Genomic DNA, 25673 nt, shown 5'->3' on the forward strand with positions numbered 1-25673 from the left:
GGCGAGTACACGCCAACCGCGCACGGACGGGGCTGCCGCCTACCCCTTGGCGGCGGCGATCCCGGCCCGGCGACCGTAGAAGCTGCCGTCGCCCAACGAGGTTCCCGACGCATAGCCACCCGCGCAGACTCCCGCGGTGCAGCGGCCGGCGGCGAAGAGCCCGGGGATCGGCTCGCCGGAGACGTGCAGCACCTCGGAGTTGATCGTGGTCCGCAGGCCGCCGAGAGTGAAGCCGGCCGTGAAGTTGCGCAGGTCGAGCGCGGCGATCGGGGAGCCGATCGGCTTGCACCACTCGGACTTCTTGCCCAGGACCGGATCCTCGCCCCGCTCGGCGTGCCGGTTGTAGACCTCCACCGTCGACACCAGCGTGCCCTCCGGCAGGCCCATGTCCGATTCGAGTTCCTCGACGGTCTCGGCCACCCACTTGGGCTGGAACCGGAAGAACGGCGTCGAGCTGTCCGCCGCGCTGCCCTCCTCGTAGGCGGCCTCGCCGATGACGAGATAGGCCTGGTTGTCGTTGCGCAGCAGCGTCTCCTGGCCGATCCGGCCCGGGTAGGTGTCCTCGTTGACGTACCGCTGACCGCGGGCGTTGACGAGGATGCCGCGGACCATGAGCTGAGGGTCGCCGAAGAACGCGACCTCGGTGGCGTCCATGTGCGCGAGGTCCGCGCCGATGGCCTGCGCCATCTGGATCGCCTTGCCGTCGTGTTCCTCGATCGAGGCCCCGGGCTTGCCCATCAGGCGCGGCGCGAAGGCCTGCACCATCTCCTTGTTGTAGGCGAAGCTGCCGGTGGCAAGCACGACGCCGGTGCGGGCGCGAACGGCGATCTCCTTGCCGTACTGCTTGGCGACGATGCCGACGACGCGGTCGCCGTCCATGATCAGCCGCTGTACCCGCATGTCGTACTCGTGACGCACGCCGAGCTTCTCCGCGGTCTCGACCAGCGGCTTCATCAGCATGAAGCCGCCGCCCTTCTCCCCGGTGCGCTTGCCGGTCATCTGGGGGACGTGCCCACGCGGGGCGGGAGTCGCGACGGTGTTGAACGGGGCGGCGTTCTCGCCGCCGGAGTACATCAGGCCGTCGTCGAACGGGGTCTCCCAGCCGGGCTGGCCGTAGAAGCTCTCCTTGAACGGCACGCCGTTGTCGACGAGCCACTGGTAGTGCTCGACGCTCCCGTTGCAGTAGTCGGTGATCTTCTCCTCGTCCGCGCCGGGTCCGAGCGCCGCCATCATGAAGGCCTTCATGTTCTCGGGGGAGTCCTCGAACCCGAGAGTCTTCTGCAGCGGGGTGCCCCCGCCCAGGTAGATGAAGCCGCCGGCGAGGGCGGCCGCGCCACCCCATCCGCTGGTGCGCTCGAGTACCAGCACGTCCGCGCCGGCTCGGGCCGCCTCGATCGCGGCGCTGACGCCCGCGATGCCGTAGCCGGCGACGACCACGTCGGCCTCGTGATGCCAGGTCGGTACCTGGCCGACGGACAGGGGGCGGATAGGGTTGGCCTCGGCCATGAATCGGTCCTTCTTCTCGGGATTGTTGCCTTGAGTGCAGTATTTCGGTTTCGGCGTCAGCCGGTGGCCGAATCCGCGGACTCTGCCTCGGCCGCCTTCGCCGCGGCGCGGGCCGCCTTGCGGCGGTCGGCCTTGACGGCGATGAGGGCGTTGTTCAGCCCGGTGGCCAGCGGCCAGCCGACGTAGTGGCACAGGAAGATCGCGGCCTCCTCGCACTGCTGCTCGGTGAGTTCCTCGTTCTGCAGCGCGGCGCCCAGCTGGATCTTCGCGACGTCGCCCTGACCCTGCGCCGTGATCGCACCCAGCAGCAGCAGTCGCCGGTCGCGCAGGCTCAGGCCCGGCCGCGTCCAGATGTCGGCGAAGAGGTGGTCTGCGGTGACGGCGAAGAAGTCACCGGGGATGTCGGCGGGCATCTCCCAGCCGTACACCTTGTTCATCATCGCGACGCCGCGCGACCGGGCCTCGGTCGGTTCGTTCCGCTCGGTCATGTGTGCTCCTTCGTGAGTGATTCGGAGAGGGCGCCGCCGCCGACACCGAGGCCGGGGCCGAGGCTCGAGAGCGCACGGGTGGCCAGCGGTAGGTCGACGTCGAGTCGTTCGCCGAGGTCGAGGGCCAGGGACAGGTCCTTCTCGCCGAGGTTGCGGACGTGGCTCAGGATCGGGAACCAGCCGTCGCTCTCGGCGACCGGAGCCGTGGTCTCGCGCAGCATGATCGCCCCGGCCCCGCCGGTGATCGCGTCGGTGTGCCGCACCACCTTGCCGAGATCCCGGATGTCCAGGCCCGCCGCCTCCGCGAGGCGCTGAGCCTCGGTGGCCGCGGTGAACGAGATGAAGTGGAGCAGGTTGCGCGCCAGTTTCATCCGCGTTCCCGCGCCGACGTCGCCGGCGTGGATCACCAGTTCCGCGAATCGGCCGAACGGTTCGCGCACCGCGGCGAACGCCTCGTCCGAACCCCCGACCATGACCGCGAGGCGGCCCTGCTGGGCGCCCGGCGCGCCGCCGCTGATCGGGGCGTCGATCAGGTGGACGCCCGCCTCCGCGCAGGTCCCGGCGAGTTCCACGGCGGTGACGTCCGAGATCGTCGAGTGCACCGCGATCACGGTGCCCGCTCGTGCGGCGGACAGGATGCCGTCCGGGCCGGCGACGACGTCGCGCACCTGGGCGTCGTCGAGCACGGTCACCGAGATCACTGTGGCCTCGGCGGCGACGCCGGCGGGGGTGGCCGCGGTGCGTGCGCCGGCCGCGGAGAACGGTTCGGTGGCCGCGGCGCGGGCGTCGCAGACCACGAGGCCGCCGGGCCAGTCGAGCAGTCGCTTCGCCATCGGCGCGCCCATGTTGCCGAGCCCGATGTACCCGACCGTGACGTCGGTGGCGGCCGCGGTCACGAGCGGTAGACCTGTCCGCCGTCGACGTTGAAGATCTGGCCGGTGACCCAGCCGGCCTCGTCGGAGAGCAGGAACAGGCACATGCCGACCAGGTCCTCGGTGGTTCCCATGCGCTGCAGCGGAATTCGCTTGACCATGTCCTTGACGATGTTGCCGGGGGTGACGCTGCGGGTGGCCTCGGTGTCGATCGGGCCGGGCGCGATCGCGTTGATGCGGATATTCGACCAGCCGAGTTCGGTGGCGAGCTGTTGGGTGAGGCTGTTGATCCCCGCCTTCGCCAGGCCGTAGTAGTTCGAGTACAGCCAGGCGGCGGTGGAGGACTGGTTCACGATGGAACCGCCGTTGGCGCGCATGTGCGGGACCACGGCCCGGCAGACCTGCAGCGCGCCGTCCATGTTCACGCTCATGAACTTGCGGTAGTAGTCCCAGTCCACGGTGAGCAGCGAGTCGATCTTCATGCCGCCGTAGATGGCGGCATTGTTCACCAGGTGCTCGATACTGCCGAACTTCTCGATGGTGAAGGCGGCGAGCTCCTGCGTCGACGCGCCGTCCGCGACGTCGACCTCCTTGAACGCCGCGGATCCGCCGTCGGCGACGATCTGCTTGGCCACGGTCTCGCCGAGTTCGCGGTTGAGGTCAGCCACCACCACGTTCGCCCCCTCGGTGGCCAGCGCGCGGGCATACGCCTCTCCGATGCCCTGTGCGGCGCCGGTCACGATGGCGGTGCGTCCGTCGAAACGTCCCATGTGAAGTCCTGCTTTCCGTGTCGAGAGGTGCTGTGGTCGGGAACTGCCGGGGGCGGTGAAATACGGTGCCGTGAGCCGAATTACGCGGGACCGGCGACGAGTTTGGTTTCCAGGTACTCCTCGAAGCCGGCCACGCCCATCTCGCGGCCGATGCCCGACTGCTTGTATCCGCCGAAGGGTGCGTCGGCGGAGTACCAGACTCCGCCGTTGACGCTGAGCGTCCCGGTGCGAATGCCCGCCACCACAAGGTTCACCCGATCGGGGTCGGTGCCCCAGACCGCGCCCGAGAGGCCGTAGGGGGACTCGTTCGCGATCCGGATCGCGTCGTCGTCGCCGTCGTGCGGCAGGACGACCAGCACGGGGCCGAAGATCTCCTCCTGGGCGACGCGGGCCGAGTTGTCCAGTCCCGCGATCAGGGTGGGTTCGACGAAGTACCCGCGTTCGCGGTCCGCGGGTCGCCCACCGCCGGTGACGATGGTGCCGCCCTCCTCGACGGCGAGCTTCAGGTAGCCCTCCACGCGGTCGCGCTGGCGAGCGGAAATCACCGGCCCGCAGACGGTTCCGGGATTCGACGGGTCGCCGGCGCGGATGCCGGACATCGCCGCGGCGGTCGCGGCCACCGCCTCGTCGTACCGGGCGCGTGGCACCAGCAGCCGGGTGGTCAGCGCGCAGCCCTGGCCGGCGTGAACACACACCGAGAAGCCGGCGACGGAACTGGCGGCCGCCACATCCGCATCATCGAGCACCACGAAGGCCGACTTGCCGCCGAGTTCGAGGAACACCTTCTTCAGCGAGTCCGCGGCGGTGCGCATGACGGCCTTGCCGGTCGCGGTCGATCCGGTGAAGGAGATCAGGTCGACCCGCGGGTCGGCGGCGAGCTGAGCGCCGAGCCCGTGGTCGGTGGAGGTCACGATGTTGACGACGCCCGCGGGAATGTCGGTCTCCTCGGCGATGACCTGGCCGACCACGGCCGCGCACCACGGGGTGTCGGGGGCGGGTTTGAGCACCACGGTGTTGCCCGCGGCGAGCGCGGGACCGAGCTTGGCGAAGTTGATCTGGTGTGGGAAGTTCCACGGGGTGATGGCCCCGACCACCCCGACCGCCTCCTTCAGGACGCGTCGAGCGGTGGGGATGCCCATCGGCGTCGCGTTCCCGAGATCGCTCTCCCAGGAATAGTTTTCGGCGAGATCCGCCCAGTAGCGAAGGTCCTCGATCGGACCCTCGAGCTGCGGACCCCTGGTCAGCATGGCGGGAGCCCCGACCTCGTCGATGGTGATCTCGCGCAGCTCCTCGATGTGGGACTGCAGCGCGTCGCAGAGTTGTCGCAGGCATCGGGCCCGGAACGCGGGGTCGCGGCTCCAGTCGGTCGAGTCGAAGGCGCGCCGTGCCGCCCCGATGGCGGCGTCCATGTCCGCGGCGGTGCCCTCGGCGGCGAGGCCGACGACCTCCTCGGTGGCCGGGTTGAGGACCTCGAAAGTTCCCCCGGAGCCCGGGATCAGCTTTCCGTCGACGAGCAGTGCCGAGCTGTCGGCAGGTCGAAGCGTCATTGCGCGAACCCTCCCTTTCTGGACAGGTGTCTGGACTATAGTTCGAACAAATGTCGCACGCAATGGGTGTCGGGCATAAGCGATTTCGAATTCGGGTATCGACAAACGAAGGAATCCGTGTCTAGTCTTCGTCACACCGCCGCGTCGCCCGGCCGCCAGTGCCGGGACAGTCGTCGCCGCTCGCGAGCCTCTCCGTTCGCGATGTCCGGCAGGCGTGGTGCAGCGCGCCCGTTCACGGATCCCCGTTCGTTCGATCAGAGGGAGAAATGCAATGAACCGAGTTGCCGGCAAGGTCGCCTTCGTCACGGGTGCGGCCAGGGGGCAGGGCCGCAGTCACGCGGTTCGCCTGGCCGAAGAGGGTGCCGACGTCATCGCGTTCGACATCTGCACCGACATTGGAAGCAACGAGTACCCACTCGCGAGCGAGGCCGATCTCGCGGACACCGCGAAGCTGGTGGAGAAGACCGGGCGCACGGTGGTCGCCGCGAAGGTCGACGTCCGCGACCGCGCCGCGATGGAGGCGGAACTGGCCGATGCGGTCGCTCAGCTCGGCGGCCTCGACATCGTCGTCGCAAATGCCGGAATCTGCCCGTTGGGCAACCACATTCCCAACATGGGCTTCGTCGATGCCTTCGACGTGGACTTCGTCGGCGTCGTGAACACCGTGCACGCGGCAATGCCGCATCTCGGGGCGGGCGCCTCGATCATCGCGATCGGGTCGGTCGCGGGCCTGGTGCCGCAGACCGGATTCAACGGTCAGCAGGCCCTGCAGGGTCCGGGTGGGGACGGGTACGGGCTGGCCAAGAAGATGATCCAGACGTACACGAGCTCGCTCGCGCTGACCCTCGGGCCGAGTTCGATCCGGGTCAACGCGATCCACCCGACCAATTGCAACACCGACATGCTGCAGAGTCCGCCGATGTACAGGACCTTCCGGCCGGACCTCGCGAATCCCACGGCCGAGGACGCCGCGGTGACCTTCCCGTTCATGCAGGCCATGCCGATTCCCTGGGTCGAGCCCGAGGACATCTCGCACGCGGTGCTCTATCTCGCGTCGGACGAGTCGCGCTACGTGACGGGCCAGCAGCTGCGCGTCGACGGTGGCGCAGGCATGAAGATCGGCCTCTAGGTCCAGGGCCAGCGGATATGACCGAATCGATCGGCGCGCCACGCCTCGGCGACCGTTGCTCTGGACATGAGCCCGTAGTAGCGTCCAGACATGTGTCCAGTCGGAGTTTCGAGTCCACCCGACGGCGGCTGACCGAGAAGCAGGCCGAGACGGTCGATCGGTTGACGCATGCCGGCGTCGAGGTGCTGCGCGAGCAGGAGTTCGCCGGGCTCACGGTGCGCGCGGTGGCCGCGCGCGCCGGGGTCGGGCCCGCCACGGCCTACACCTACTTCTCGTCGAAGGAGCATCTCGTCGCGGAGGTGTTCTGGCGTCGACTGCAGGGGTCGCCGGTCACCGGCGGTGCCGGACTCGACCGGACCGCTCGGGTGCTGGCGGTGCTGCGCAACATCGCGCTGCTGATCGCGGACGAGCCGGAGGTCTCCGCCGCGGTGACGAGTGCACTGCTCGGCACCGACCCGGACGTGGAGCATCTCCGCGGCCGGATCGGAGCCGAGATCCACGGGCGCCTCGCCGCGGCGCTCGGGCCGGGCAGCGACCCCGACACCATCGAGACTCTCGAACTGCTTTATGCCGGAGCGCTTCTGCGGGCCGGCATGGGGTACGGCACCTACGCGCACATTGCCGGCCGCCTGGAGGCGTCCGCGAGAATGATCCTGGAGCAACGATGACCGAAGCCCTGACCGACCCGGTGGTCTTCAATCCGTACGACTACCGATTCCACGACGACCCGTACCCGGTGTACGGCAGGCTCCGCGCGGAGTCGCCGCTGTACCACAACCCGGACCTCGGATTCTGGGCACTCTCGCGGCACGCCGACGTCGCCGACGCGTTCAAGGACAACCGGAGGTTGTCGAGTGCCAACGGCGTCTCGCTCGACCCGGCTGCCTACGGCCCGCACGCGCACTACGTGATGTCCTTCCTCGCGATGGACGATCCGCGGCACATGCGACTGCGGCAGTTGGTATCTCGCGGGTTCACTCCGCGCCGGGTGGCCGAGATGGACGGTCGCATCCAGGAACTCACGAAGCAGCACCTGAGCCCGGCGCTCGAGTCGGGAGAGTTCGACTGGATCGCCGATGTCGCCGGCAAGCTGCCGATGGACGTGATCTCGGAGCTGATGGGTGTTCCGCAGCCGGATCGTGCCGAGCTGCGCAGGATGGCGGACCTGGTGGTGCATCGAGAGGATGGTGTCCTCGACGTCCCGCAGGCCGCGGTGGAGTCCTCGATGGCGCTGATGACCTACTACCGGGACATGATTGCCGAGCGCCGGCTCGCGCGCACCGAGGACCTCACCTCCGCGCTGCTCGACGCCGAGATCGACGGGGACAAGCTGTCCGACGCGGAGATTCTCGGATTCATGTTCCTGATGGTGGTGGCGGGCAACGAAACCACCACGAAGCTGCTCGGGAATGCGCTCTACTGGGGCGCACGGAATCCCGATCAGATGACGCCGCTCTTGTCCGACCCCGACCCGGGATCGCAGTCGGTTCGGGTGTCCCAGTGGACGGAGGAGACCCTGCGCTACGACACGTCGAGCCAGATCGTCGCGCGGACCACCGCCGAGGATCTCGAGTACTACGGCCAGACCGTGCCCGCGGGGGAGAAGATGCTGCTCCTGATCGGCTCGGCCAACCGTGACTCCGACGTGTTCGACGATGCCGACGAGTTCCTGATCGGCCGGAACGGGGCCAACAAGCTGGCCAGTTTCGGCGGTGGCGTGCACTTCTGCCTCGGCGCGCACCTGGCCCGGCTCGAGGCGAACATCGCGCTCGCCGAATTCGCCCGCCAGGTGTCCGGATTCGAGATCGACGAGTCCGGGATCGAACGTGTCCACTCGACGAACGTGCGGGGATTCGCGGCCCTGCCGGTGAAGGTGCAGGTGCGCTGATGCCCAGATTCGAACCCAATCCCAGCCGGCGACCCGCGCTGATCAGCGGAGCATCCTCGGGGATCGGAACGGCCACCGCCTACGCGCTGGCCGAACTCGGTCACCCCGTCGCGCTCGGTGCCCGGCGGGTCGCCGACTGCGAGGCGATCGCAGAGAAGATTCGGAGCGACGGCGGCGAGGCGTTCGCGCACTTCCTCGACGTCACCGACGGCGCCTCCGTCGACGCCTTCGTCACCGCATCGGAGGCCGCGCTCGGACCGATCGAGATCGCGGTCTCGGGGGCGGGCGACCTCGAGTTCGGCGCCGCGGACCAGATGGATCCGGAGCGCTTCCTGAAGCAGGTCGACGTGCACCTCGTCGGTGCCCAACGACTGGCGCACCGGGTGCTGCCCGGCATGCGGGAGCGGCGCCGCGGCGACTTCGTGCTGATCGGCTCCGACTGCGCGAATCGGCAGCGTCCACTGATGGGCGCCTACGACGCCGCGAAGGCAGGCGTCGAGTCGATGGGCAGGCAGATGCGAATGGAGCTCGAGGGCACCGGGATTCGCGCCTCCATCGTCCGACCGGGTCCCACCCTCACCGGTATGGGGATGGACGCGACACCGGAGATCATCGGGCCGCTCGCGGAGTCGTGGAAGCGCTGGGGATTCGCCCGGCACGGCTACTTCCTGCGGGCCTCCGACCTCGCGAACGCAATCGTGGCGGTGGTGACGGCGCCGCGCGGTGCGCATCTGGTCCTGGTGGAGGTCCAGCCCGAAGCGCCGCTGCACGATCCGACGCCCCCGAGCCCCCGTCCCGACACCACCTCTCAGGAGACGACATGACACACGGAGTGCAGGAGAAGTCCGCGGCGCTGCCCAACCCGCCACGCGTGTCCGGTGGCGAGCGCGAACACGGACACCTCGAGGAGCTGCGCACCGACCCGATCGCGCTCATGCGCCGGGTGCGCGCGGAATGCGGCGACGTCGGCATCTTCCAGCTCGCCGAGCGCGAGGTGGTGCTGCTCTCCGGCGCCGAGGCCAACGAGTTCTTCTTCCGTTCCAGCGACGAGGACCTCGACCAGCAGGCCGCGTACCCGTTCATGAAGCCGATCTTCGGCGAGGGTGTGGTCTTCGACGCCAGCCCCGAGCGGCGCAAGGAGATGCTGCACAACTCGGCGCTGCGCGGTGAACAGATGAAGGGTCACGCCGCCACGATCGGCAGCGAGGTCGAGGCGATGGTCGCGGGCTGGGACGAGGAGGGCGAGATCGACCTGCTCGACTTCTTCGCCGAGCTGACCATCTACACCTCGTCGGCCTGCCTCATCGGCAAGAAGTTCCGCGACCAGCTCGACGACCGGTTCGCCAAGCTCTACCACGAGCTCGAACAGGGCACCGACGCGATCGCGTTCGTCGACCCCTACGCGCCGATCGAGAGTTTCCGGCGTCGCGACGAGGCTCGCGTCGCCTTGGTCGCCCTGGTGCAGGAGATCATGAACGGTCGCGTCGCGAACCCGCCGCAGGGCAAGGAGGACCGGGACATGCTCGACGTCCTCGTGTCGGTCACCGGCGACGAGGGCGAACTGCGGTTCAGCGCCGACGAGATCACCGGCATCTTCATTTCGATGATGTTCGCGGGACACCACACGACCTCCGGGACCGCGGCCTGGTCGCTGATCGAACTCCTGCGGCACCCCGATGCGATGAAGCGGGTGGTGACCGAGCTCGACGAGCTGTACTCCGACGGTGCGGACATCAGTTTCCATGCACTGCGCCAGATTCCGGTGCTCGAGTCGGTGATCAAGGAGACGCTTCGGCTGCACCCGCCGCTGATCATCCTGCTGCGGGTCGCTCGCGGGGACTTCGAGGTGGGGGGCTTCCGGATCCTCGAGGGCAACCTCGTCGCGGCGACGCCGGCGATCTCCAACCGGATTCCGGAGGACTTCCCGCGGCCGGACGACTTCGACCCCGGTCGCTACATCGACCCCAACCAGGAGGACATCGTCAACCGGTGGACCTGGATCCCGTTCGGCGCGGGCAGGCATCGCTGTGTCGGTGCCGCGTTCGCGCAGATGCAGCTGAAGGCGATCTTCTCGATCCTGCTGCGGGACTACGAGTTCGAGATGTCGCAGCCTGCCGACAGCTACCGCAACGACCACAGCAAGATGGTCGTGCAGTTGCAGCAGCCGTGCCGGGTGCGCTACCGCAGGCGGACCGCGCGCGCCGAACCGGCTGCCGCCGTCGCGGTCGCGCCGGCCGGCTGCCCGGTCACGCACGCCGACGGTGAGGCCTGACCGTGCGCATCGAGGTGGATCTGGACCTGTGTCAGGGCCATGCGGCGTGCGAGCTGGAGGCGTCCGAGGTGTTCTCGGTGCCGGGCCGCGGAAAGGTCACGCTCCTCGACGCGTCGCCGCCGGAGTCGGCGCGGGCGGACGTGGAGAACGCCGTGCGGTACTGCCCGACACAGGCCCTGCGGATCGTCGAGGACTGACATCACCGGAGATTTCACACATCGAGAAAGAGACGACTGAAGATGACCGGATTCGACCGCGCCGAGCTCGACGAGATGGTTCAGCGCTGGATTGGCGAGAACAAGAGGGCCGAGGCGGCCGGCGACTGGAAGCCGTTGGCGGACATGTACACCGAGGACGCAACCTACGGCTGGAACTACGGGCCGAAGCAGGACTTCATGGCCGTCGGACGCGAGGAGATCCGCGAGGTGGCGCTCGGCCTGGAGATGAACGGGCTCGAAGGCTGGCAGTACCCGTACCAGGAATTCGTCGTCGACGAACGCAGCGGCACGGTGATCGGACTGTGGAAGCAGGTCTCGGATGCCACCCGGGCCGACGGCAGCAACTACTCGGTGTACGGAATCGGCGGCAGCTGGTTCCGGTACGGCGGCAACTACCAGTGGTCCTGGCAGCGCGACTTCTTCGACTTCGGCAACGTGTCGGCGCTGTTCATGGAGATGATCCAGAACAACGCGTTGTCGACGGGCATGCAGTCGCGGATTCAACGGTCCCTCTCCGGCGAGCGCCTGCCCGGCTGGTACCCGGCCGGCCAGGCTCCGGTGCCACTGTGGTGAGCCCCGTGACCTGGCCACAGAGTTCGTTCGCAGCGCTTTCGCGGCGCGACCTCGCGACGTTGGTGCCCGAGCTGCTGCTGTGCGGTCAGCTCATCGACCGCTCCGGGATGGCGCACCTGATCGTGAAATTCGGCCGGGAGGGCATGGCGCAGGTCGCGATCGAGGAGTGGCAGGCATCGAGCCCCTGGTACACCCGCCGCATGCAGAAGGCGCTGCGCTACGAGGGCGACACCGTGGTGACCATCTTCAAGGGGCTGCAACTCGACATCGGGGCGCCGCCACAATTCATGGACTTCCGCTACCGCGTCGACGACCCCATGCACGGCGAGTTCTGGCTCGACCACTGCGGCGCGCTGATGGACGTCGAACCGCTCGGGGACGAGTACGTCACCTCGATGTGTCACGACATCGAGGACCCGACCTTCGACGCCACCGCACTGGCCACCAATCCGCACGCCCAGGTGCGGCCGATCCACCGCCCGCCCCGGCGTCCCGCGGACCGGCATCCGCATTGCGCGTGGACGGTGACCATCGACCCGTCGCACGTGCCGCCGGTGATGGAACCGCACACCGAGCGGATCGGCCGAACCGCGGCCGCCGCGGTGGAGCTGAGCCCGATCGACGTGGACGGCGACGGCGCGCACGACTACTCGGGACCGCTCCTCGCCGACGTCAGGTTCGCGGACTTCTCCCAGTCGGCGCTGGTCCGCATCGCGGAGGAGGTGTGCCTGCAACATCACCTGCTCGCCCTCGGATTCCTCGTCGCGGTGCGCAAACGTGTCGACGAGGCCGCCGCAGTGGAGATCACCCGCAAACAGCTGACCGGCATCGCGGGAGTGAGCGCGCAGCGCATCCGCGACGCACTCGGCCTGCCCGGCGACCTCGAGGGGCTGGCGAGCGTGCTGGCGCTGCATCCGCTGCTGACCCCGAAGCAGTACGTGGACAGTGAGATCCGATTCGACGGTGCGCGGCTGGAACTGTGGATCGGCAGGAACGGGCTCGTCGACACCGACGGCGGGTGGCCCACCCTCGTCGACGGTGAGCACCTCGGGCCGTTGCAGGCACTGGTGCGCGGCGTGAACCCGCACTTCACGGTGCGGGTGGTGAGCGAGGATCCCGCCGGACTGCTCGTCGCGGTCGACACCGCGGCCGAACCGGCCCCCGAATGCGTCGAGGTGGCGATCACCAAGGTCAGCACGGGTGCGGGATTTGAGTTCGAAGACCGTGGTATTCCGTTGCCGCTCTATGTAGTTTGAGCGACCGAGCCCGAAGGACCTCGCATGGCCTACACGTTCGCAGACCTGTTCGAGCACGCGGTCGACGCGATGCCTGACCGTCTGGCCCTGATCGCCTCGGGCGAGGAGGTCACCTTCCGTGAGCTCGACGAGCAGGCGAATCGGTTGGCGCATCACCTCGAGGCCGCCGGCTTCGGCGTGGGCAGCCACATCGGAATTCACATGCACAACTCGATCGAGACGATGGTCGCCGTGCTGGCGGCATTCAAGATTCGGGCGGTGCCCGTCACGGTGAACTACCGGTACACGACCGACGAACTGGTGTATCTCTACGACAATGCCGACCTGGACGCGGTGGTGTTCCACAGCGGATTCGCCGATCGGGTCGCCGAGACGCTGCACGAGGTCCCACGAATCCGGCACCTGGTCGAGGTCCCCGACGTGCTCGAGACCGGGACACGGTCGCTGCTGCCCGGCGCGGTTCGCTACCAGGACGCGCTCGCGTCGGCGTCGCGGGGGCGCGGCTTCGGCGGGCGCAGCGGCGACGACGTCTACATCCTCTACACCGGTGGTACCACCGGCAGGCCCAAGGGAGTGGTGTGGCGGCAGGAGGACATGTGGCGAGTACTCGCCGGCGGACTGGACTTCTTCACCGGTGAGCCGATCGCCGACGAGTTCCAGCAGTCCCGTACGGGTGCGGCCGGTGAGCCGATGCGGATGCTCATTCTGCCGCCGCTGATCCACACCTCTGCCCTGATGCCGACGTTCACTGCCCTGCTCTCGGGCAATGCCGTGATCTACGACCCGAAGTTCGATGCCGCCCGCACCTGGGAGCTGGTCGGACGGCATCGGCCGACCGCGATGGTCATCACCGGCGACGCGATGGGGAGGCCGCTGGTGGAGGCGTTCCGGGGGTCCGGCGCGGACACCTCGAGCCTGGCCGTGGTGGCCTCGGGGGCCGCGCTGTTCTCCGGTTCGGTCAAGGATGCCTTCTTCGACGCGCTCCCGAACCTGATGATCTCCGATTCGGTGGGATCCTCCGAGACCGGCTTCGGTGGCATCGGGTTCGCCACCAAGGGGCTCGACCAGCACGGGGGCCCGAAGGTGGGCTCGCACCGGCACACCGTCGTCGTGGACGACGAGAACCGGGTGCAGGCACCGGGATCCGGTGCGGAGGGCTGGCTGGCCAAGATCGGTCCGGTACCGCTGGGGTATTACAACGACCCGGTAAAGTCGGCCGAGATCTTCCGCGAGGTGCACGGCCTCCCGGACGGCCGCTCGCGGCGTGCGGTCGTCACCGGCGACCGCGCCCGGATCGAGGACGACGGCTCGGTCACTCTGCTCGGTCGGGGCAACATGGTGATCAACACCGGCGGCGAGAAGGTGTTCGCCGAGGAGGTCGAGGCGGTGGTCAAGGCCCACCCCGACGTCTACGACGCGATCGTCGTCGGTGTGCCCGACGAGCGCTGGGGCAAGCGGGTCGCGGTCGTGATGCGAGCCCGCGACGGCCTGCCCGACTTCGAGAGCATCGAGAAGCATGCCCGGAGCCAGCTGGCCGGCTACAAGATTCCGCGGTCCTTCTGGATCGTGCCGGACGTCGAACGGACCCCGAGTGGCAAGCCGGAGTACCGGTGGGCCGCGAACCACGCGGCCGCGCACCGGCCCGATCACCGAATCGACTGACTTCCCTACGAAAGGCCCAGCGATGACCGAACTGAACGTTCCGACGCTCGACCTGCCGAGCGGCTTCGACGTGACCGATCCGAAGCTGTACGGAGAGCGGGTTCCGCTCGCCGAGTTCGCGCAGCTGCGGCGTTGCGCACCGGTGTGGTGGAACGCGCAGGAGTCGGGAACCGGTGGCTTCCACGACGGTGGTGCGTGGGTGGTGTCCCGGCACGCCGACGTGCGCGAGGTGTCGCGGCGGCCGGAAGACTTCTCCAACAACGTCAACGGATCGATACCCCGGCACCAGGACGACATCTCCGCCGAGGAACTCGAGGTGACCAAGCACGTCCTCATCAACAAGGATGCCCCGGAGCACACTCAACTGCGGAAGCTGGTCTCGCGGCTGTTCACTCCGCGCGCCGTGGAGTCGATGCGCTCGACACTCGAGGAGCGGGCGGAGCGGATCGCGTGCGAGGCGGTGGCGAAGCCGAGTGGCGATTTCGTCACCGACGTGGCGAGCGAACTCCCGATGCAGGCGATCTCGGAGTTGCTCGGCGTTCCGCAGGACGCCCGCCGGCAGCTGTTCGACTGGTCGAACCAGATGACCGGGTACGACGACGAGTCGCTCGCGGGCGCGTCCCGGATGGCGTCGGCGCAGATCCTCGGCTACGCCTACCAGTTGGCCGAGGCAAGACGCGCGGAACCGACCGAGGACATCATCTCGCAGCTGGTGCACGCCGACGTGGACGGGGAGGCGCTCACCCCGGAACAGTTCGGATTCTTCGTCATCATGCTCGCGGTGGCGGGCAATGAAACCACCCGTAACGCAACGACGCTCGGGATGATTGCCTTCATGGAGAACCCGGACCAGTGGGAGCTCTACAAGCGGGACCGTCCGAAGACGGCCGCCGACGAGATCATCCGCTGGGCGTCGCCCTTGACGTCGATGCAGCGAACGGCGCTGGTGGACACCGAGATCGGGGGCTCTCCGATCAGGGCAGGGGAGCGAGTCGTGCTGCTGTACGGATCGGCGAACTTCGACGAGGAGGTGTTCGAGAACCCGAACGTCTTCGACATCACCCGGGACCCGAATCCGCATCTCGCGTTCGGCGGTACCGGACCGCACTACTGCATCGGTGCGAACCTGGCGCGCATGGAGATCGACCTGATCTTCAACAAGATCGCCGACCACATGCCGGACATCACCAAGCTCGGCGATCCGAGCCGGCTGCAATCCGGCTGGATCAACGGGATCAAGAGCTTCGAGGTCGACTACGGCACGGGTGAGTCCACCGGCGGCCACTGTCCCGTGGCGCACTGACGCGGCTCCGCGGTTCACGGAGAGGGGAGGGCTCGTGGTGAACACGAAGTTGACCGGGCCGATGCGTGAGCTCGGCCAGTTCTACCGCATGGGTGCCGATGTGGCGGTCGGCCTGGTGCGCACGCGCTTTCAGCTACAGGAGTTCCTCGAGCAGAGCTGGATGATCGCGCGCGTGTCGATAGTCCCGACGGTGCTCGTGGCGGTGCCGTTCACCGTGCTGGTGAGCTTCACCCTCAACATCCTGCTGCGCGAGATCGGGGCGGCCGACCTGAGCGGCGCGGGCGCCGCGCTCGGCGCCGTCACCCAGGTCGGTCCGGTGGTCACGGTGCTCATCGTCGCCGGCGCCGGCGCCACCGCCATCGCGGCGGACCTCGGCTCGCGGACCATCCGCGAGGAGATCGACGCGATGGAGGTGCTCGGCATCGATCCGGTCAATCGGCTGGTGATTCCTCGGGTGGTCGCCTCGACGTTGGTGGCGCTGCTGCTCAACGGTCTGGTCTGCGTGATCGGCATCGCAGGTGGTTTCGTCTTCTCGGTCTTCCTCCAGGGTGTCAATCCCGGCGCGTTCGCGGACGGGATCACGCTGCTCACGGGGCTCCCCGAGGTCGCGCTCTCCATGGTCAAGGCCGCCCTGTTCGGGCTGCTCGCCGGGTTGGTCGCGTGCTATCGCGGCCTGTCGGTGCGGGGCGGGCCGAAGGGCGTGGGCGAGGCGGTCAACGAGACGGTGGTCTACGCGTTCATGGCGCTGTTCGTGGTCAACACCATCGTCACCGCGGTGGGCATCCGAATGACGGCGGGGTGACGAGATGGCGCTGGCAGTCATCGGCAAGTTCGGCCCCACGCGCGCACGCGGCGCGCGGGTCTCGCGGTCGGTCGACGACATCGGTCGTCAGGCCGTGTTCTTCACCCGCGCAATCGCGCACATCCCGTGGGCGGTGCGCAAGCACCCGAAGGAGGTGCTGCGCCTGATCGCCGAGATCAGCATGGGCACGGGCGCGTTGGCGTTGATCGGCGGCACCGTGGCGGTCGTCGGGTTCCTGACCCTCGCCTCCGGCGGCACCATCGCGATCCAGGGCTTCAGCTCGCTCGGCAACATCGGCGTGGAGGCGCTGACGGGGTTCTTCTCCGCGTTCATCAACGTGCGGATCGCGGCGCCGGTCATCGCGGGTATCGGTCTCTCCGCGACGATCGGCGCGGGCTCCACCGCGCAGATCGGGGCGATGCGGATCAGCGAGGAGATCGACGCGCTCGAGTCGATGGCGATCAGTTCCGTGCCGTACGTGGTGAGCACCCGCGTGGTGGCGGGCATGCTCTCGATCCTGCCGCTGTACTCGCTCGCTCTCGTCGCCTCGTTCCTGGCGGGCCGGTTCACCACGGTGGTGATCTTCGGGCAGTCGTCGGGTCTGTACGACCACTACTTCACGACCTTCCTCGATCCGATCGACGTGGCGTGGTCGTTCGTGCAGGTGCTGGTGATGGCGATGCTCGTGATGCTCATCCACACCTACTACGGCTACAACGCAGCGGGCGGACCGTCCGGGGTGGGCACCGCGGTCGGTCGCGGGGTCCGGCTGTCGCTGATCTGTGTGGTGGCGGTGACCCTGCTCGTCTCGTTGGCGATCTACGGCGGTTCCGGCAACTTCAACCTGTCCGGCTAGGGGGCACGTGCACAAGTACGGATACAAGCTCGCCGCGCTGGCGCTGGTGGTCGCGGTCGCCGGTCTCGTCGGGCTCTCGGTGGCGCTGTTCGACCAGTCGTTCACCGACCGCGTTCCGATCACGGTGGTGGCGCAGCGCGCGGGACTGGTGATGGACCCCGGCGCGCGGGTCAAGATGGCGGGGGTGACGGTGGGCACCGTCGAGTCCATCACCTCGACCGACGACACCACCGCGCGACTGTCCCTGCTCGTCGATCCGGATGCGCTGGAGTCGATCCCGGCCAACGTCGACGTGCAGGTGACCTCGAACACCGCCTTCGGTGCGAAATTCGTCAGCATGTCGGCGCCCGCCGACCCGGCGACCGAACGGCTGTCACCGGGCGCGACGATCGACGCCTCACACGTGACGGTGGAGCTGAACACTGTGTTCGAGAAGCTCACAGCGGTGCTCCGCACGGTCGACCCCGGCAAGCTCGATTCCACCCTCGGTGCGATCTCGACCGCAGTGCAGGGGCGCGGGGACCGCCTCGGCGACGCACTGCGAAAGGCGGACGACTCCCTCGCCGAGTTCTCCACCGCGCACGGCGCACTCGACCGGGTGCTCACCACGTTGCCGCCGGTGACCGACACCTACTCCGCGCTGGCCCCGGACCTGATGGCGTCGCTCGGTTCGCTCACCACGACGGGCAACACCGTCGTCGATCAACGGACGAACATGGACCTGTTGCTGCTCAATGTGACCGGGCTGGCGAACACAGGGCGGGACGTCCTCGGCGCCAACGCCGACGGGCTCGCGAACGTCCTCGCGCTGCTGAAGCCGACGACCGCGCTGCTCGAGGAGTACTCGCCCGCCATCCCGTGCATGTTCCACGGGCTGCAGGAGAGCAAGAAGATCGGTGACGGTGCGTACAACGGGCAGCCCGGCATCAAGATGTCGATCGGACTGATCGCCGGCACCGAGCCGTACCGCTACCCGGACGACCTACCCAAGGTGGCCGCGACCGGCGGACCGCAGTGCATGGGGCTGCCGCTGCGCGACCCGAACGTCAACGCGCCCTTCCTGGTGACCGACATCGGCGTCAATCCCTTCGCCCCGGACCGGCAGCCGAACGGCGGACGGCCGATCGAGGGCGTGCCGAACCTGATGAGCTACCTGTTCGGGACGGCGGTGCGATGAAGGGCTACACAGTCAAGTTCGGGATCTTCGTTCTTGTCATGCTGTTGGTCAACGCGGGCCTGATTCTCGTGTTCGGGCAGTTCCGTGGTGGCGGCGCGAGTACCTACTCGGCCGAGTTCGTCAACGTGTCCGGGCTGAAGGCGGGGGACAAGGTCCGCATCGCCGGCGTCCCGGTCGGGGCGGTCAGTTCCGTCGCGTTCGGCGACAACCACCGGGCGCAGGTGGAGTTCACCGTCGACTCCGGGGACACCGTGACGGTCGCGACCAGGGCCGCAGTCCGCTACCAGGACCTGGTGGGCAACAGGTACCTCGAGTTGCTCGACGGACCCCGCGACGCCGAGACGCCGGCCCTGAGTGGGACGATCCCGGTCGAACGCACGGCCCCCGCGCTCGACCTCGATGCCCTGCTCGGAGGGTTCCGGCCGCTGTTCCAGGCGCTGGACCCCGAGCAGGTCAACGCGCTGTCGATGTCGCTGCTCGAGGTGTTCCAGGGGCAGTCCGGCACCGTCGCGTCGGTGCTCGCGAACACCGGATCGATCACCAACACGCTGGCCGACCGCGACGAACTCATCGGCCGGGTGATCGCCAACCTCGACGGGGTGCTCGGTGAATTGCGTGGTCGCGGTGGCCAATTCAGCGGCACCCTCGAGCATCTGCAGGAACTGGTCAGCGGGCTCGCGGGGGACCGGGAACTGATCGGCAACGCGGTGACGAGTGTGAACACGGCGACCGGCACGTTCGCAGACCTGCTGAGCGATCTCCGGCCGAACCTCGCCGGCACCGTGAGCAAGGTCGACACCAGCCTGGACCCGTTGATCGAGCAGCAGGGCGAACTCGACCGGATATTCGCGTCGATGCCGTCGAACTACCGGCAGCTGATCCGGGTCGGTGCCTACGGGTCGTTCTTCAACTTCTACCTCTGCGGCATCGCGTTGAAAGTCGACGGTGCCGACGGCAAGCCGATGACGGTCGACCTGGCCGACCAGAAGACCGGGAGGTGCGCGCCGCGATGAGAAGCATGGTGGAAAGCCAGGCGGTACGGGTGGGTGTGGTCGGCCTCGCCGTCACGGCGGCGGTGGTGCTCGCTGCGCTGCAGTACCAGAAACTGCAGTTCGTGAAGTCCGGGGCGAGCTACAGTGCGGTGTTCGAGGACGCCAGCGGCCTGGCCCCCGGCGACGAGGTCAACTCCGCCGGGGTGAAGATCGGCACGGTCGAGACGATCGCCGTCGAGCGAGGTCACGCCCGGGTGGACTTCACCCTGGACGGTGCGGTCGGGATGGGTGAGAGCACCGCGGCGGCGATCACCACCATGTCGCTGCTCGGCAGGCGTGCCGTCACCCTCGACCTCGCGGGGGATGGCCTGATCCCGGTCGGCGGCCGGATTCCGCTCGAGCGCACCAGGTCTGCGTACTCGCTGCCTGCGGTGCTCGGCGACCTGACCACCACCGTGCAGGACATCCACCTCGACCGGCTGTCGGCGTCGCTCGACGAGGTCGGCAAGGTGATGGCCGACAGCGCGCCGAGCCTGCGTCCCGCGCTCGACGGGGTGGCCCGGATCTCCGACAGCCTCACGCGACGGGACGACACACTGCGGGCCCTGCTCGCCGATGCGAACAAGGTGGCGGGCGTGCTCGCCGAGCGCGGACCGCAGGTCAATTCGCTGCTCGTGGACGGCAATGCGCTGCTCGGTGAACTCGCTCGCCGACAGGGCGCGCTGTCGGAGGTGATCGCCAACGTCTCGGCGGTGTCCACCCAGCTGAGCGGACTGGTGCACGACAACGAGGCACAATTGACCCCGGCGCTCGACAAGCTCAACACCGTGGTCGGGATTCTCCAGAAGAACCGGGACAACCTGGCGCAGGGCATCGACGGGCTCGGCACCTACGTCGGGACACTTGGCGACACGGTGGCCAGCGGGCCCTTCTACTACGCGTACGTGCAGAACCTGATGCCCGCGCAGTTCACCCAGCCACTGATCAACGCGATGTTCGGGTTACCGCCCGCACCGCTGCCGATTCCGGAGGTCCGCTGATGTCCGCCAGGCGCGCGATGGTGGTCGGCGGGATCGGTCTCGCCGTGGTGGCCGCGGTGATGGTGGCCGGATACGCTGCCGTGCAACATTTCCGGTACTACCAGGTGACCGCCTACTTCACGTCCACGACGGGACTCTACGTCGGCGACGACGTACGGGTGGTGGGGGTCGACGTCGGCAAGGTGACCTCCGTCAGCCCGGAGGGAACCCGGATGCGGGTGCAACTGAAGCTGGCCCGCTCGGTGCCGGTCGCCGCCGACGCGAAGGCGGTGATCGTCGCGCAGTCGCTGGTCTCGGCGCGGTTCGTGCAACTGACTCCCGCCGTCACCGACGACGCCGCCCCCGCCCTCGGCGACGGCGCCGAGATCGGCCTCGACCGCACCGCGGTGCCGGTCGAGTGGGACCAGGTCAAGGAGCAGCTCGGTCGCGCCGCCGACGCGTTGGGGCCCAACGGGAACGATCGCGGCACCGCGGCGAACCTGCTCGACGCGGCGGGAACCGCGTTGCAGGGCAACGGGACCGCCCTCGGCAACAGCGTCACGGAGCTCTCGCGCGCGATGAGTACCCTCTCCGACAGCGGTGGCGACCTGTTCGGCACCATCCGCGGTCTGCAGGCCTTCACCACGGCGCTGGCCGCCAGCAACGAACAGATCGTCCAGTTCCAGGGCCGCCTCGCCACCGTGACGGGCGTACTGGCCGACAGCCGAACCCAGCTGGCACCCGCCCTCGCCGATCTGGACACCGCGATCGCCGACGTCCAGCGGTTCGTCGCGCAGAACCGTGCCGGACTGACCGAACAGGTGCAGAAGCTGGCGGACGTCTCGCAGGTGCTGGTGACCAAGAAGGACGGTCTGGAGAAGGTGCTGCACCTGGCACCGACCGCACTGTCGAACTACTACAACGTCTACCGGCCCGCGCAGGGCGCGATGGTCGGCGTCCCGGCCTTCCAGAACATGGGCAACCCGATCGACCTGATCTGCGGCGGCATCGCCGGCCTCGCGAACGAGACCTCGGCCAAGGGTGCGGAACTGTGCGCGCAGTACCTGGGTCCGCTGCTGAACACGGTCAAGGCCAACTACCCCGACCTCAGCATCAATCCGACGCGCGCACTCGGCGCCACGCCGGACCAGCTGGTGTACAGCGAGCCGCAGCTGAAGCCGGCCGCAGCCGTCTCGACACCCACGCTGACCATGCCGGCCGTCGCGGTGCCGCCGAACCTGGCCCAGCTGATGGCGCCCGGGAAGGCGACTCGATGACGAAGCGCGCGTGGGGAATCGGTGGCGCCGGCCTGCTGGCGGCGGTGCTCGTGTCGGGCTGTCAGTGGAGCGGATTGAACTCGATGCCGCTGCCGGGTGCGGCCGGGCGCGGGCCGGGCAGCTTCTCGGTGGTGATCGAGATGCCCGATGTCACCTCGATCAGTCCGAACTCGCCCGTGCTCGTGGGCGACGTCACCGTCGGCAGCATCCGCGCCATCGAGACGGACAACTGGCATGCGAAAGTGACGGTGTCGCTGGACCAGTCGGTGCAACTTCCGGCGAACGCGACGGCCCGGATCGGGCAGACCAGTCTGCTCGGATCCAAGCACGTTGCCCTGGCGCCGCCGACCGGGGTGCCACCCGAGGGCAGGCTCGCCGACGGCTCGGTGATCCCGCTCGGCTCCGCGGGGGTGTACCCGACGACCGAAGAGGCGCTGACCGCGCTGTCGGTGGTCCTCAACGGTGGCGGGCTCGCACAGGTGCACAGCATCACCACCGAACTGAACAGGGCGATGACCGGCAGGACCGATTCGGTGCGGGATCTGCTGTCGCAGATGGACTCGCTGTCCGTGACCCTGGACCGGCAGCGCGGGGCGATGGTGACCACGATGGCGAACCTCGACGGGTTCGCCGGAGAGATCAGCGCGCAGCGGGACGTGCTGGGCAGGGCGCTCGACACCCTGGACCCGGCGATGGCCGTACTCGACGGTCAGCGAGCCGCGTTGACCACGGCCCTCGATTCGGTCGGCAAACTCGGGACTGTCGGAACCGACCTGGTGAACCGGACCAGGGACGACCTGAAGGCGAACCTGGCCGCGCTGGAACCGACACTGCAGAGGGTCGTCGAGACGGGGCCGGACCTGATCAACAATCTCGGCAACCTCAGTACGTTCCCGTTCCCGCAGACCACCATCGACCAGGGCATGCGCGGTGACTACACGAATCTGTGGGCGCTGATCGACCTGACCACGCCGCGACTGCGGTCGGGTCTGGGGTTCGGAACACCCCTCGGGGCGCCGCAAACCCCACCTGCGGGCGGTCAACCGGTCAACCCGCTCACGGCGCCGCTGCAGGCGGCGGGGAGACCCGCGGCGCCGGCGAAGGAGGGCACCGGACGATGATCCTCACACCACTCGTGCGCAGGCAGTTGACGGTCTTCGCCGTGCTCGCGGTCATCGGGATGACCGCCGCCGCGATCTCGTACCTGCGGGTCCCGACGATGCTCGGCATCGGCCGCTACTCGGTGACGGTGGAACTGCGCGACGCGGGCGGCCTGTACCGGAACGCGAATGTCACCTACCGCGGCGACACCATCGGCCAGGTGCGCACGGTTCGGCTCGATCCGGACGCGGTGCGGGCCGAATTGTCGCTGCAGAGTTCGGTTCCCGTGCCGAGCACCCGACTAACCGCCGCGGTGCGCAGCGTGTCGGCGATCGGTGAACAGTACGTCGACCTGCAACCGAGCACGGGTGACGGGCCGTTCCTGAGCGACGGAGACGTGATCGGTGGGGACCAGGTCACGGTCCCCCGGGAGATCGGCCCGGTCCTCGACCAGGCGAAGGCGATGCTGGCGTCGGTCCCACAGGACAAGTTGCGTTCGGTGATCGACGAATCGGCCGCGGCCTTCGGCGGCCGCGGGCCGGATCTCGCGCGGCTGCTCGACTCGACCACCTCGTTCGTCGACCAGTTGTCCGGGGCGACCACCCCCGCGACCACCCTCGTCCAGCAGTTGGCCCCTCTGCTCGAGACCCAGGCGGTCACCGGTGACCAGATTCGGCGGTGGACCGCGAGCGTGGCACAGGTGAGCGGCCAACTGGCCGCTGCCGACGGGTCGGTGCGGGGCATCCTCGACAAGGGCCCGGGCTTCGCGACCCAGGCCGACTCGTTGTTCCAGGAACTGCGCCCGACCCTGCCGGTGCTACTGGCCAACTTGACCAGTACCGCCCAGGTCGCCGTCACCTACAACGCCGCCCTCGAGCAGGTCCTGGTGATCCTGCCGCCGCTGGTGGCCGCCCAGGAGACCGTGGTGCAGCGCGGGCAGGAGGACGGGGCGGCGAACGTCAACTTCCATCTCCAGGCGCAGGATCCGGCGGCGTGTTCGGCGGGCTACCTGCCCGCCGACCAGCGCCGTGATCCGACGGAGACGAGCGTCCCGGACACCCCGCCGGACCTGTACTGCAAGGTGCCGCAGAACTCGAAGTTCGCGGTGCGCGGGTCCAGGAACATCCCGTGTGCGGAGGTGCCCGGCAAGCGGGCACCCAGTCCCGACATCTGCCGCAGCGGGGGGCCGTACGTGCCGTCCGGAACCAACGCGCCGGACGAGCGCTACACCGGCGCGGACGGCCAGGCCTACCAGCACACCGACCTCGCGCCCGCGGCCGGTCAGACCGGGAGGGACCAGGCGTGGCAACAGTTGCTGACACCCCCGAATCCGTGACGGCCGACCCGATGCCTGACGACATGCCGGCCGTCACCGGCACCCGGACGTCGGGTCGTGCCCGACGAATCACGCTGCGGGTCCTCGTCGCTGCGGCGACCGCGGGACTCGTCGCGACGGTGGTTCTGGGCGTCGGTGCGCTGCGTTCGGATCGCGCGCGGGAAGCCCACCGGCAGTCCCTGGTGGCCGCGGCCCGGGAGGGGGTGCTCGCCCTGATCGACATCCATTCCGCGACCGCGGACGCGGACCTGGCCAGGCTGGTGTCGCTGAGCACCGGCGCCTTCGCCGACGAGATGAGGGACGGTGGTTCGGGTTTCCTCGGGTCGGTCCGGGACTCCGCGGTCAACTCGGACGGTCGGGTGGACGAGGCGGCTCTGGCGAGCGAGTCCGGCGGTTCGGGTGTGGTGGTCGTGGCGGCCTCGGCGCGGGTCGCCAACTCTGCGGGTCCGGCGACGGACAGGACCTATCGCCTCCGGGTGTCGGTGGACGAGGTGGCCGGGCGGATGCTGATGTCGCGTGTGGAGTTCGTGCCGTGAGGGGCCCGGCCCCGCGTCGCGGGGCAGTCGTGCTGGTGGGGTTCGCGTTGGTGGTCACCAGCGGCGCACTGGTGTGGACCCACCGGCAGGCGGTGACCGCGGAGACGGCTCGCGGCGGCGCGATCGCGGCGGCGCCGGGACGCGTCGAGGCGCTGCTGAGCTACAACGCGCAGACGGTGGACCAGGACCTCGCCGCGGCGGCTACCGGGACGACCGGGTCGTTCAAGGAGGGATTCGTGGACTTCTCCACGAAAACGGTCGCACCCCAGTCGAAGGAGCAGGGGCTGAGCACCAGGGCGCGCGTGGTCGACGTCGGATTCCTCGGCGGGACAAGAGATCACGCTCAGCTGTTGTTGTTCGTCGACCAGATCACGACCAGCGTGGCGCATCCCGCTCCGGCGAGCACCTCGAGTCGGGTGCGAGTCGGAGTGGACCTGGTGGACGGCCAGTGGCTGGTCAGCGAGGTGACGCCGATCTAGGGGGGTACATCCTCACCTCGAGGGGTGGGGTTGTTGCCCCCTTGGGTGCCTATCGGTGCTGGTCGCGGGGTTGCAAGCTTGTGTGACCGAGCAAGGCCAACCCCCCACCGAACGAGGAGACAGACAATGTCGAACACCATCAAGCGCGCTTTTGCTACTGCAGCCATCGCCGCCTTTGCCCTGGCCGCGGGAGCAGGCATCGCCTCCGCTGACGCGAACGGCGGTGCGGGTGCACCCGGTGGCGCGGGCGGTAGTGCTCAGTCGGGTAACGCCCAGTCCGGTAACGGTGGTAATGCCACCGGTGGTGCGGGTGGCTCCGGCAACGTGGCCATCGGTGGGGTGAACATCGGTAACGGCACCCAGGGCGGTGTGTCCTCCGGCAACGGTGGGGCCGCGACCGGTGGCAACAGTGGTAACGCCACCAGTGGTGCTGCCAACGGCGGTGGCGGTGGTGCGGGTGGCGCCGGTGGTGCCGGTGGCACGAACAACCCGACCACGACCACGACCACGACCACGACCACGCAGGACTGCTCGTTCGTCTGGCCCTTCTGCTGAGCCGGGACCGACCAACCGACAGACGGGGCCGGCACCGCGTCGCACGACGGGTGCCGGCC

General features: G+C 68.7%; 26 protein-coding genes. 21 read left to right on the forward strand and 5 right to left on the reverse strand.

The genetic code is table 11. The features are described 5' to 3' along the window. Nucleotides 1-39 precede the first annotated feature (39 nt). From ACFXGJ_RS15670 to ACFXGJ_RS15690, 5 genes are all read right to left on the reverse strand, one after another. On the reverse strand, nucleotides 40-1506 hold the full coding sequence (locus tag ACFXGJ_RS15670) for an FAD-dependent oxidoreductase (protein ID WP_378621501.1): 1467 nt from the start codon (nucleotides 1504-1506) through the stop codon (nucleotides 40-42). Between the two features lie 56 nt (nucleotides 1507-1562). Beyond that, on the reverse strand, nucleotides 1563-1994 hold the full coding sequence (locus tag ACFXGJ_RS15675; protein WP_378621504.1) for a carboxymuconolactone decarboxylase family protein: 432 nt from the start codon (nucleotides 1992-1994) through the stop codon (nucleotides 1563-1565). Next, nucleotides 1991-2890 (reverse strand): NAD(P)-dependent oxidoreductase, encoded by a 900-nt coding sequence (locus tag ACFXGJ_RS15680; protein ID WP_378621508.1) that lies wholly within the window; start codon nucleotides 2888-2890, stop codon nucleotides 1991-1993. Before ACFXGJ_RS15680 ends, ACFXGJ_RS15675 begins: the two co-directional genes overlap by 4 nt. Further along, the gene (locus ACFXGJ_RS15685; protein WP_378621511.1) at nucleotides 2887-3636 is read right to left on the reverse strand and encodes an SDR family oxidoreductase; all 750 of its coding nucleotides are present in this window, start codon (nucleotides 3634-3636) and stop codon (nucleotides 2887-2889) included. The genes ACFXGJ_RS15680 and ACFXGJ_RS15685 overlap by 4 nt, the downstream gene beginning before the upstream one ends. Nucleotides 3637-3716: 80 nt before the next feature. Beyond that, a complete protein-coding gene (locus ACFXGJ_RS15690) occupies nucleotides 3717-5183 on the reverse strand; it encodes an aldehyde dehydrogenase (protein ID WP_378621513.1) in 1467 nt (488 codons plus the stop codon). A 271-nt stretch (nucleotides 5184-5454) separates the two neighbouring features. On the opposite strand from ACFXGJ_RS15690, the gene ACFXGJ_RS15695 reads away from it, so the two are divergent. From ACFXGJ_RS15695 to ACFXGJ_RS15795, 21 genes are all read left to right on the forward strand, one after another. Further along, nucleotides 5455-6312: a mycofactocin-coupled SDR family oxidoreductase gene (locus ACFXGJ_RS15695; protein ID WP_378621516.1), complete on the forward strand. Its 858-nt coding sequence runs from the start codon at nucleotides 5455-5457 to the stop codon at nucleotides 6310-6312. A 92-nt stretch (nucleotides 6313-6404) separates the two neighbouring features. Further along, nucleotides 6405-6980, forward strand: coding sequence for a TetR/AcrR family transcriptional regulator (locus tag ACFXGJ_RS15700; protein WP_378621519.1), 576 nt, complete (start codon nucleotides 6405-6407; stop codon nucleotides 6978-6980). Then, the gene (locus ACFXGJ_RS15705; RefSeq protein ID WP_378621523.1) at nucleotides 6977-8200 is read left to right on the forward strand and encodes a cytochrome P450; all 1224 of its coding nucleotides are present in this window, start codon (nucleotides 6977-6979) and stop codon (nucleotides 8198-8200) included. Before ACFXGJ_RS15700 ends, ACFXGJ_RS15705 begins: the two co-directional genes overlap by 4 nt. Continuing rightward, complete coding sequence (locus ACFXGJ_RS15710) at nucleotides 8200-9024, forward strand: SDR family oxidoreductase (protein ID WP_378621526.1); 825 nt, start codon at nucleotides 8200-8202, stop codon at nucleotides 9022-9024. The genes ACFXGJ_RS15705 and ACFXGJ_RS15710 overlap by 1 nt, the downstream gene beginning before the upstream one ends. Then, entirely contained in the window at nucleotides 9021-10472 is a 1452-nt protein-coding gene (locus tag ACFXGJ_RS15715; RefSeq protein ID WP_378621528.1) for a cytochrome P450, read from the forward strand. Before ACFXGJ_RS15710 ends, ACFXGJ_RS15715 begins: the two co-directional genes overlap by 4 nt. A gap of 2 nt (nucleotides 10473-10474) precedes the next feature. Then, nucleotides 10475-10669 carry a ferredoxin gene (locus ACFXGJ_RS15720; protein WP_378621531.1) on the forward strand — a complete coding sequence of 65 codons (195 nt, stop codon included), beginning with the start codon at nucleotides 10475-10477 and terminating at the stop codon, nucleotides 10667-10669. Nucleotides 10670-10711: 42 nt separating this feature from the next. Next, the gene (locus tag ACFXGJ_RS15725) at nucleotides 10712-11263 is read left to right on the forward strand and encodes a nuclear transport factor 2 family protein (RefSeq protein WP_378621534.1); all 552 of its coding nucleotides are present in this window, start codon (nucleotides 10712-10714) and stop codon (nucleotides 11261-11263) included. After that, complete coding sequence (locus tag ACFXGJ_RS15730) at nucleotides 11257-12519, forward strand: hypothetical protein (protein ID WP_378621537.1); 1263 nt, start codon at nucleotides 11257-11259, stop codon at nucleotides 12517-12519. The genes ACFXGJ_RS15725 and ACFXGJ_RS15730 overlap by 7 nt, the downstream gene beginning before the upstream one ends. Nucleotides 12520-12543: 24 nt before the next feature. Beyond that, nucleotides 12544-14181, forward strand: coding sequence for an acyl-CoA synthetase (locus tag ACFXGJ_RS15735; RefSeq protein WP_378621540.1), 1638 nt, complete (start codon nucleotides 12544-12546; stop codon nucleotides 14179-14181). Nucleotides 14182-14203: 22 nt separating this feature from the next. Next, nucleotides 14204-15484, forward strand: a complete 1281-nt coding sequence (locus ACFXGJ_RS15740; protein ID WP_378621543.1) for a cytochrome P450 — start codon at nucleotides 14204-14206, stop codon at nucleotides 15482-15484. Nucleotides 15485-15545: 61 nt separating this feature from the next. Further along, nucleotides 15546-16286, forward strand: coding sequence for an MlaE family ABC transporter permease (locus ACFXGJ_RS15745; protein ID WP_378621570.1), 741 nt, complete (start codon nucleotides 15546-15548; stop codon nucleotides 16284-16286). 4 nt (nucleotides 16287-16290) lie between these two features. Further along, nucleotides 16291-17142 carry an MlaE family ABC transporter permease gene (locus tag ACFXGJ_RS15750; RefSeq protein ID WP_378621547.1) on the forward strand — a complete coding sequence of 284 codons (852 nt, stop codon included), beginning with the start codon at nucleotides 16291-16293 and terminating at the stop codon, nucleotides 17140-17142. Between the two features lie 7 nt (nucleotides 17143-17149). Beyond that, a complete protein-coding gene (locus ACFXGJ_RS15755) occupies nucleotides 17150-18319 on the forward strand; it encodes an MCE family protein (protein ID WP_378621549.1) in 1170 nt (389 codons plus the stop codon). Beyond that, nucleotides 18316-19332 (forward strand): MCE family protein, encoded by a 1017-nt coding sequence (locus ACFXGJ_RS15760; protein ID WP_378621552.1) that lies wholly within the window; start codon nucleotides 18316-18318, stop codon nucleotides 19330-19332. The genes ACFXGJ_RS15755 and ACFXGJ_RS15760 overlap by 4 nt, the downstream gene beginning before the upstream one ends. Beyond that, nucleotides 19329-20351 (forward strand): MCE family protein, encoded by a 1023-nt coding sequence (locus tag ACFXGJ_RS15765; RefSeq protein ID WP_378621555.1) that lies wholly within the window; start codon nucleotides 19329-19331, stop codon nucleotides 20349-20351. Before ACFXGJ_RS15760 ends, ACFXGJ_RS15765 begins: the two co-directional genes overlap by 4 nt. Further along, the gene (locus ACFXGJ_RS15770; RefSeq protein WP_378621557.1) at nucleotides 20351-21607 is read left to right on the forward strand and encodes an MCE family protein; all 1257 of its coding nucleotides are present in this window, start codon (nucleotides 20351-20353) and stop codon (nucleotides 21605-21607) included. Before ACFXGJ_RS15765 ends, ACFXGJ_RS15770 begins: the two co-directional genes overlap by 1 nt. After that, nucleotides 21604-22728 (forward strand): MCE family protein, encoded by a 1125-nt coding sequence (locus tag ACFXGJ_RS15775; RefSeq protein WP_378621560.1) that lies wholly within the window; start codon nucleotides 21604-21606, stop codon nucleotides 22726-22728. Before ACFXGJ_RS15770 ends, ACFXGJ_RS15775 begins: the two co-directional genes overlap by 4 nt. Then, nucleotides 22725-24044, forward strand: coding sequence for an MCE family protein (locus tag ACFXGJ_RS15780; RefSeq protein WP_378621562.1), 1320 nt, complete (start codon nucleotides 22725-22727; stop codon nucleotides 24042-24044). The genes ACFXGJ_RS15775 and ACFXGJ_RS15780 overlap by 4 nt, the downstream gene beginning before the upstream one ends. Beyond that, nucleotides 24011-24580, forward strand: a complete 570-nt coding sequence (locus ACFXGJ_RS15785; protein ID WP_378621565.1) for a hypothetical protein — start codon at nucleotides 24011-24013, stop codon at nucleotides 24578-24580. Before ACFXGJ_RS15780 ends, ACFXGJ_RS15785 begins: the two co-directional genes overlap by 34 nt. Continuing rightward, on the forward strand, nucleotides 24577-25059 hold the full coding sequence (locus ACFXGJ_RS15790; protein WP_378621567.1) for a hypothetical protein: 483 nt from the start codon (nucleotides 24577-24579) through the stop codon (nucleotides 25057-25059). Before ACFXGJ_RS15785 ends, ACFXGJ_RS15790 begins: the two co-directional genes overlap by 4 nt. A gap of 126 nt (nucleotides 25060-25185) precedes the next feature. After that, the gene (locus ACFXGJ_RS15795; protein WP_378621569.1) at nucleotides 25186-25614 is read left to right on the forward strand and encodes a hypothetical protein; all 429 of its coding nucleotides are present in this window, start codon (nucleotides 25186-25188) and stop codon (nucleotides 25612-25614) included. Nucleotides 25615-25673 lie beyond the last annotated feature (59 nt).

Source organism: Rhodococcus sp. NPDC059234 (assembly GCF_042754225.1).
Taxonomy (GTDB): domain Bacteria; phylum Actinomycetota; class Actinomycetes; order Mycobacteriales; family Mycobacteriaceae; genus Rhodococcus_G.

Coding starts and splice junctions, on each gene's coding strand:
- ACFXGJ_RS15670 (WP_378621501.1), bottom strand. CDS start 1,506: ATGGCCGAGGCCAACCCTATCCGCCCCCTGTCCGTCGGCCAGGTACCG.
- ACFXGJ_RS15675 (WP_378621504.1), bottom strand. CDS start 1,994: ATGACCGAGCGGAACGAACCGACCGAGGCCCGGTCGCGCGGCGTCGCG.
- ACFXGJ_RS15685 (WP_378621511.1), bottom strand. CDS start 3,636: ATGGGACGTTTCGACGGACGCACCGCCATCGTGACCGGCGCCGCACAG.
- ACFXGJ_RS15690 (WP_378621513.1), bottom strand. CDS start 5,183: ATGACGCTTCGACCTGCCGACAGCTCGGCACTGCTCGTCGACGGAAAG.
- ACFXGJ_RS15695 (WP_378621516.1), top strand. CDS start 5,455: ATGAACCGAGTTGCCGGCAAGGTCGCCTTCGTCACGGGTGCGGCCAGG.
- ACFXGJ_RS15705 (WP_378621523.1), top strand. CDS start 6,977: ATGACCGAAGCCCTGACCGACCCGGTGGTCTTCAATCCGTACGACTAC.
- ACFXGJ_RS15710 (WP_378621526.1), top strand. CDS start 8,200: ATGCCCAGATTCGAACCCAATCCCAGCCGGCGACCCGCGCTGATCAGC.
- ACFXGJ_RS15715 (WP_378621528.1), top strand. CDS start 9,021: ATGACACACGGAGTGCAGGAGAAGTCCGCGGCGCTGCCCAACCCGCCA.
- ACFXGJ_RS15725 (WP_378621534.1), top strand. CDS start 10,712: ATGACCGGATTCGACCGCGCCGAGCTCGACGAGATGGTTCAGCGCTGG.
- ACFXGJ_RS15735 (WP_378621540.1), top strand. CDS start 12,544: ATGGCCTACACGTTCGCAGACCTGTTCGAGCACGCGGTCGACGCGATG.
- ACFXGJ_RS15740 (WP_378621543.1), top strand. CDS start 14,204: ATGACCGAACTGAACGTTCCGACGCTCGACCTGCCGAGCGGCTTCGAC.
- ACFXGJ_RS15745 (WP_378621570.1), top strand. CDS start 15,546: ATGCGTGAGCTCGGCCAGTTCTACCGCATGGGTGCCGATGTGGCGGTC.
- ACFXGJ_RS15750 (WP_378621547.1), top strand. CDS start 16,291: ATGGCGCTGGCAGTCATCGGCAAGTTCGGCCCCACGCGCGCACGCGGC.
- ACFXGJ_RS15760 (WP_378621552.1), top strand. CDS start 18,316: ATGAAGGGCTACACAGTCAAGTTCGGGATCTTCGTTCTTGTCATGCTG.
- ACFXGJ_RS15765 (WP_378621555.1), top strand. CDS start 19,329: ATGAGAAGCATGGTGGAAAGCCAGGCGGTACGGGTGGGTGTGGTCGGC.
- ACFXGJ_RS15770 (WP_378621557.1), top strand. CDS start 20,351: ATGTCCGCCAGGCGCGCGATGGTGGTCGGCGGGATCGGTCTCGCCGTG.
- ACFXGJ_RS15775 (WP_378621560.1), top strand. CDS start 21,604: ATGACGAAGCGCGCGTGGGGAATCGGTGGCGCCGGCCTGCTGGCGGCG.
- ACFXGJ_RS15780 (WP_378621562.1), top strand. CDS start 22,725: ATGATCCTCACACCACTCGTGCGCAGGCAGTTGACGGTCTTCGCCGTG.
- ACFXGJ_RS15795 (WP_378621569.1), top strand. CDS start 25,186: ATGTCGAACACCATCAAGCGCGCTTTTGCTACTGCAGCCATCGCCGCC.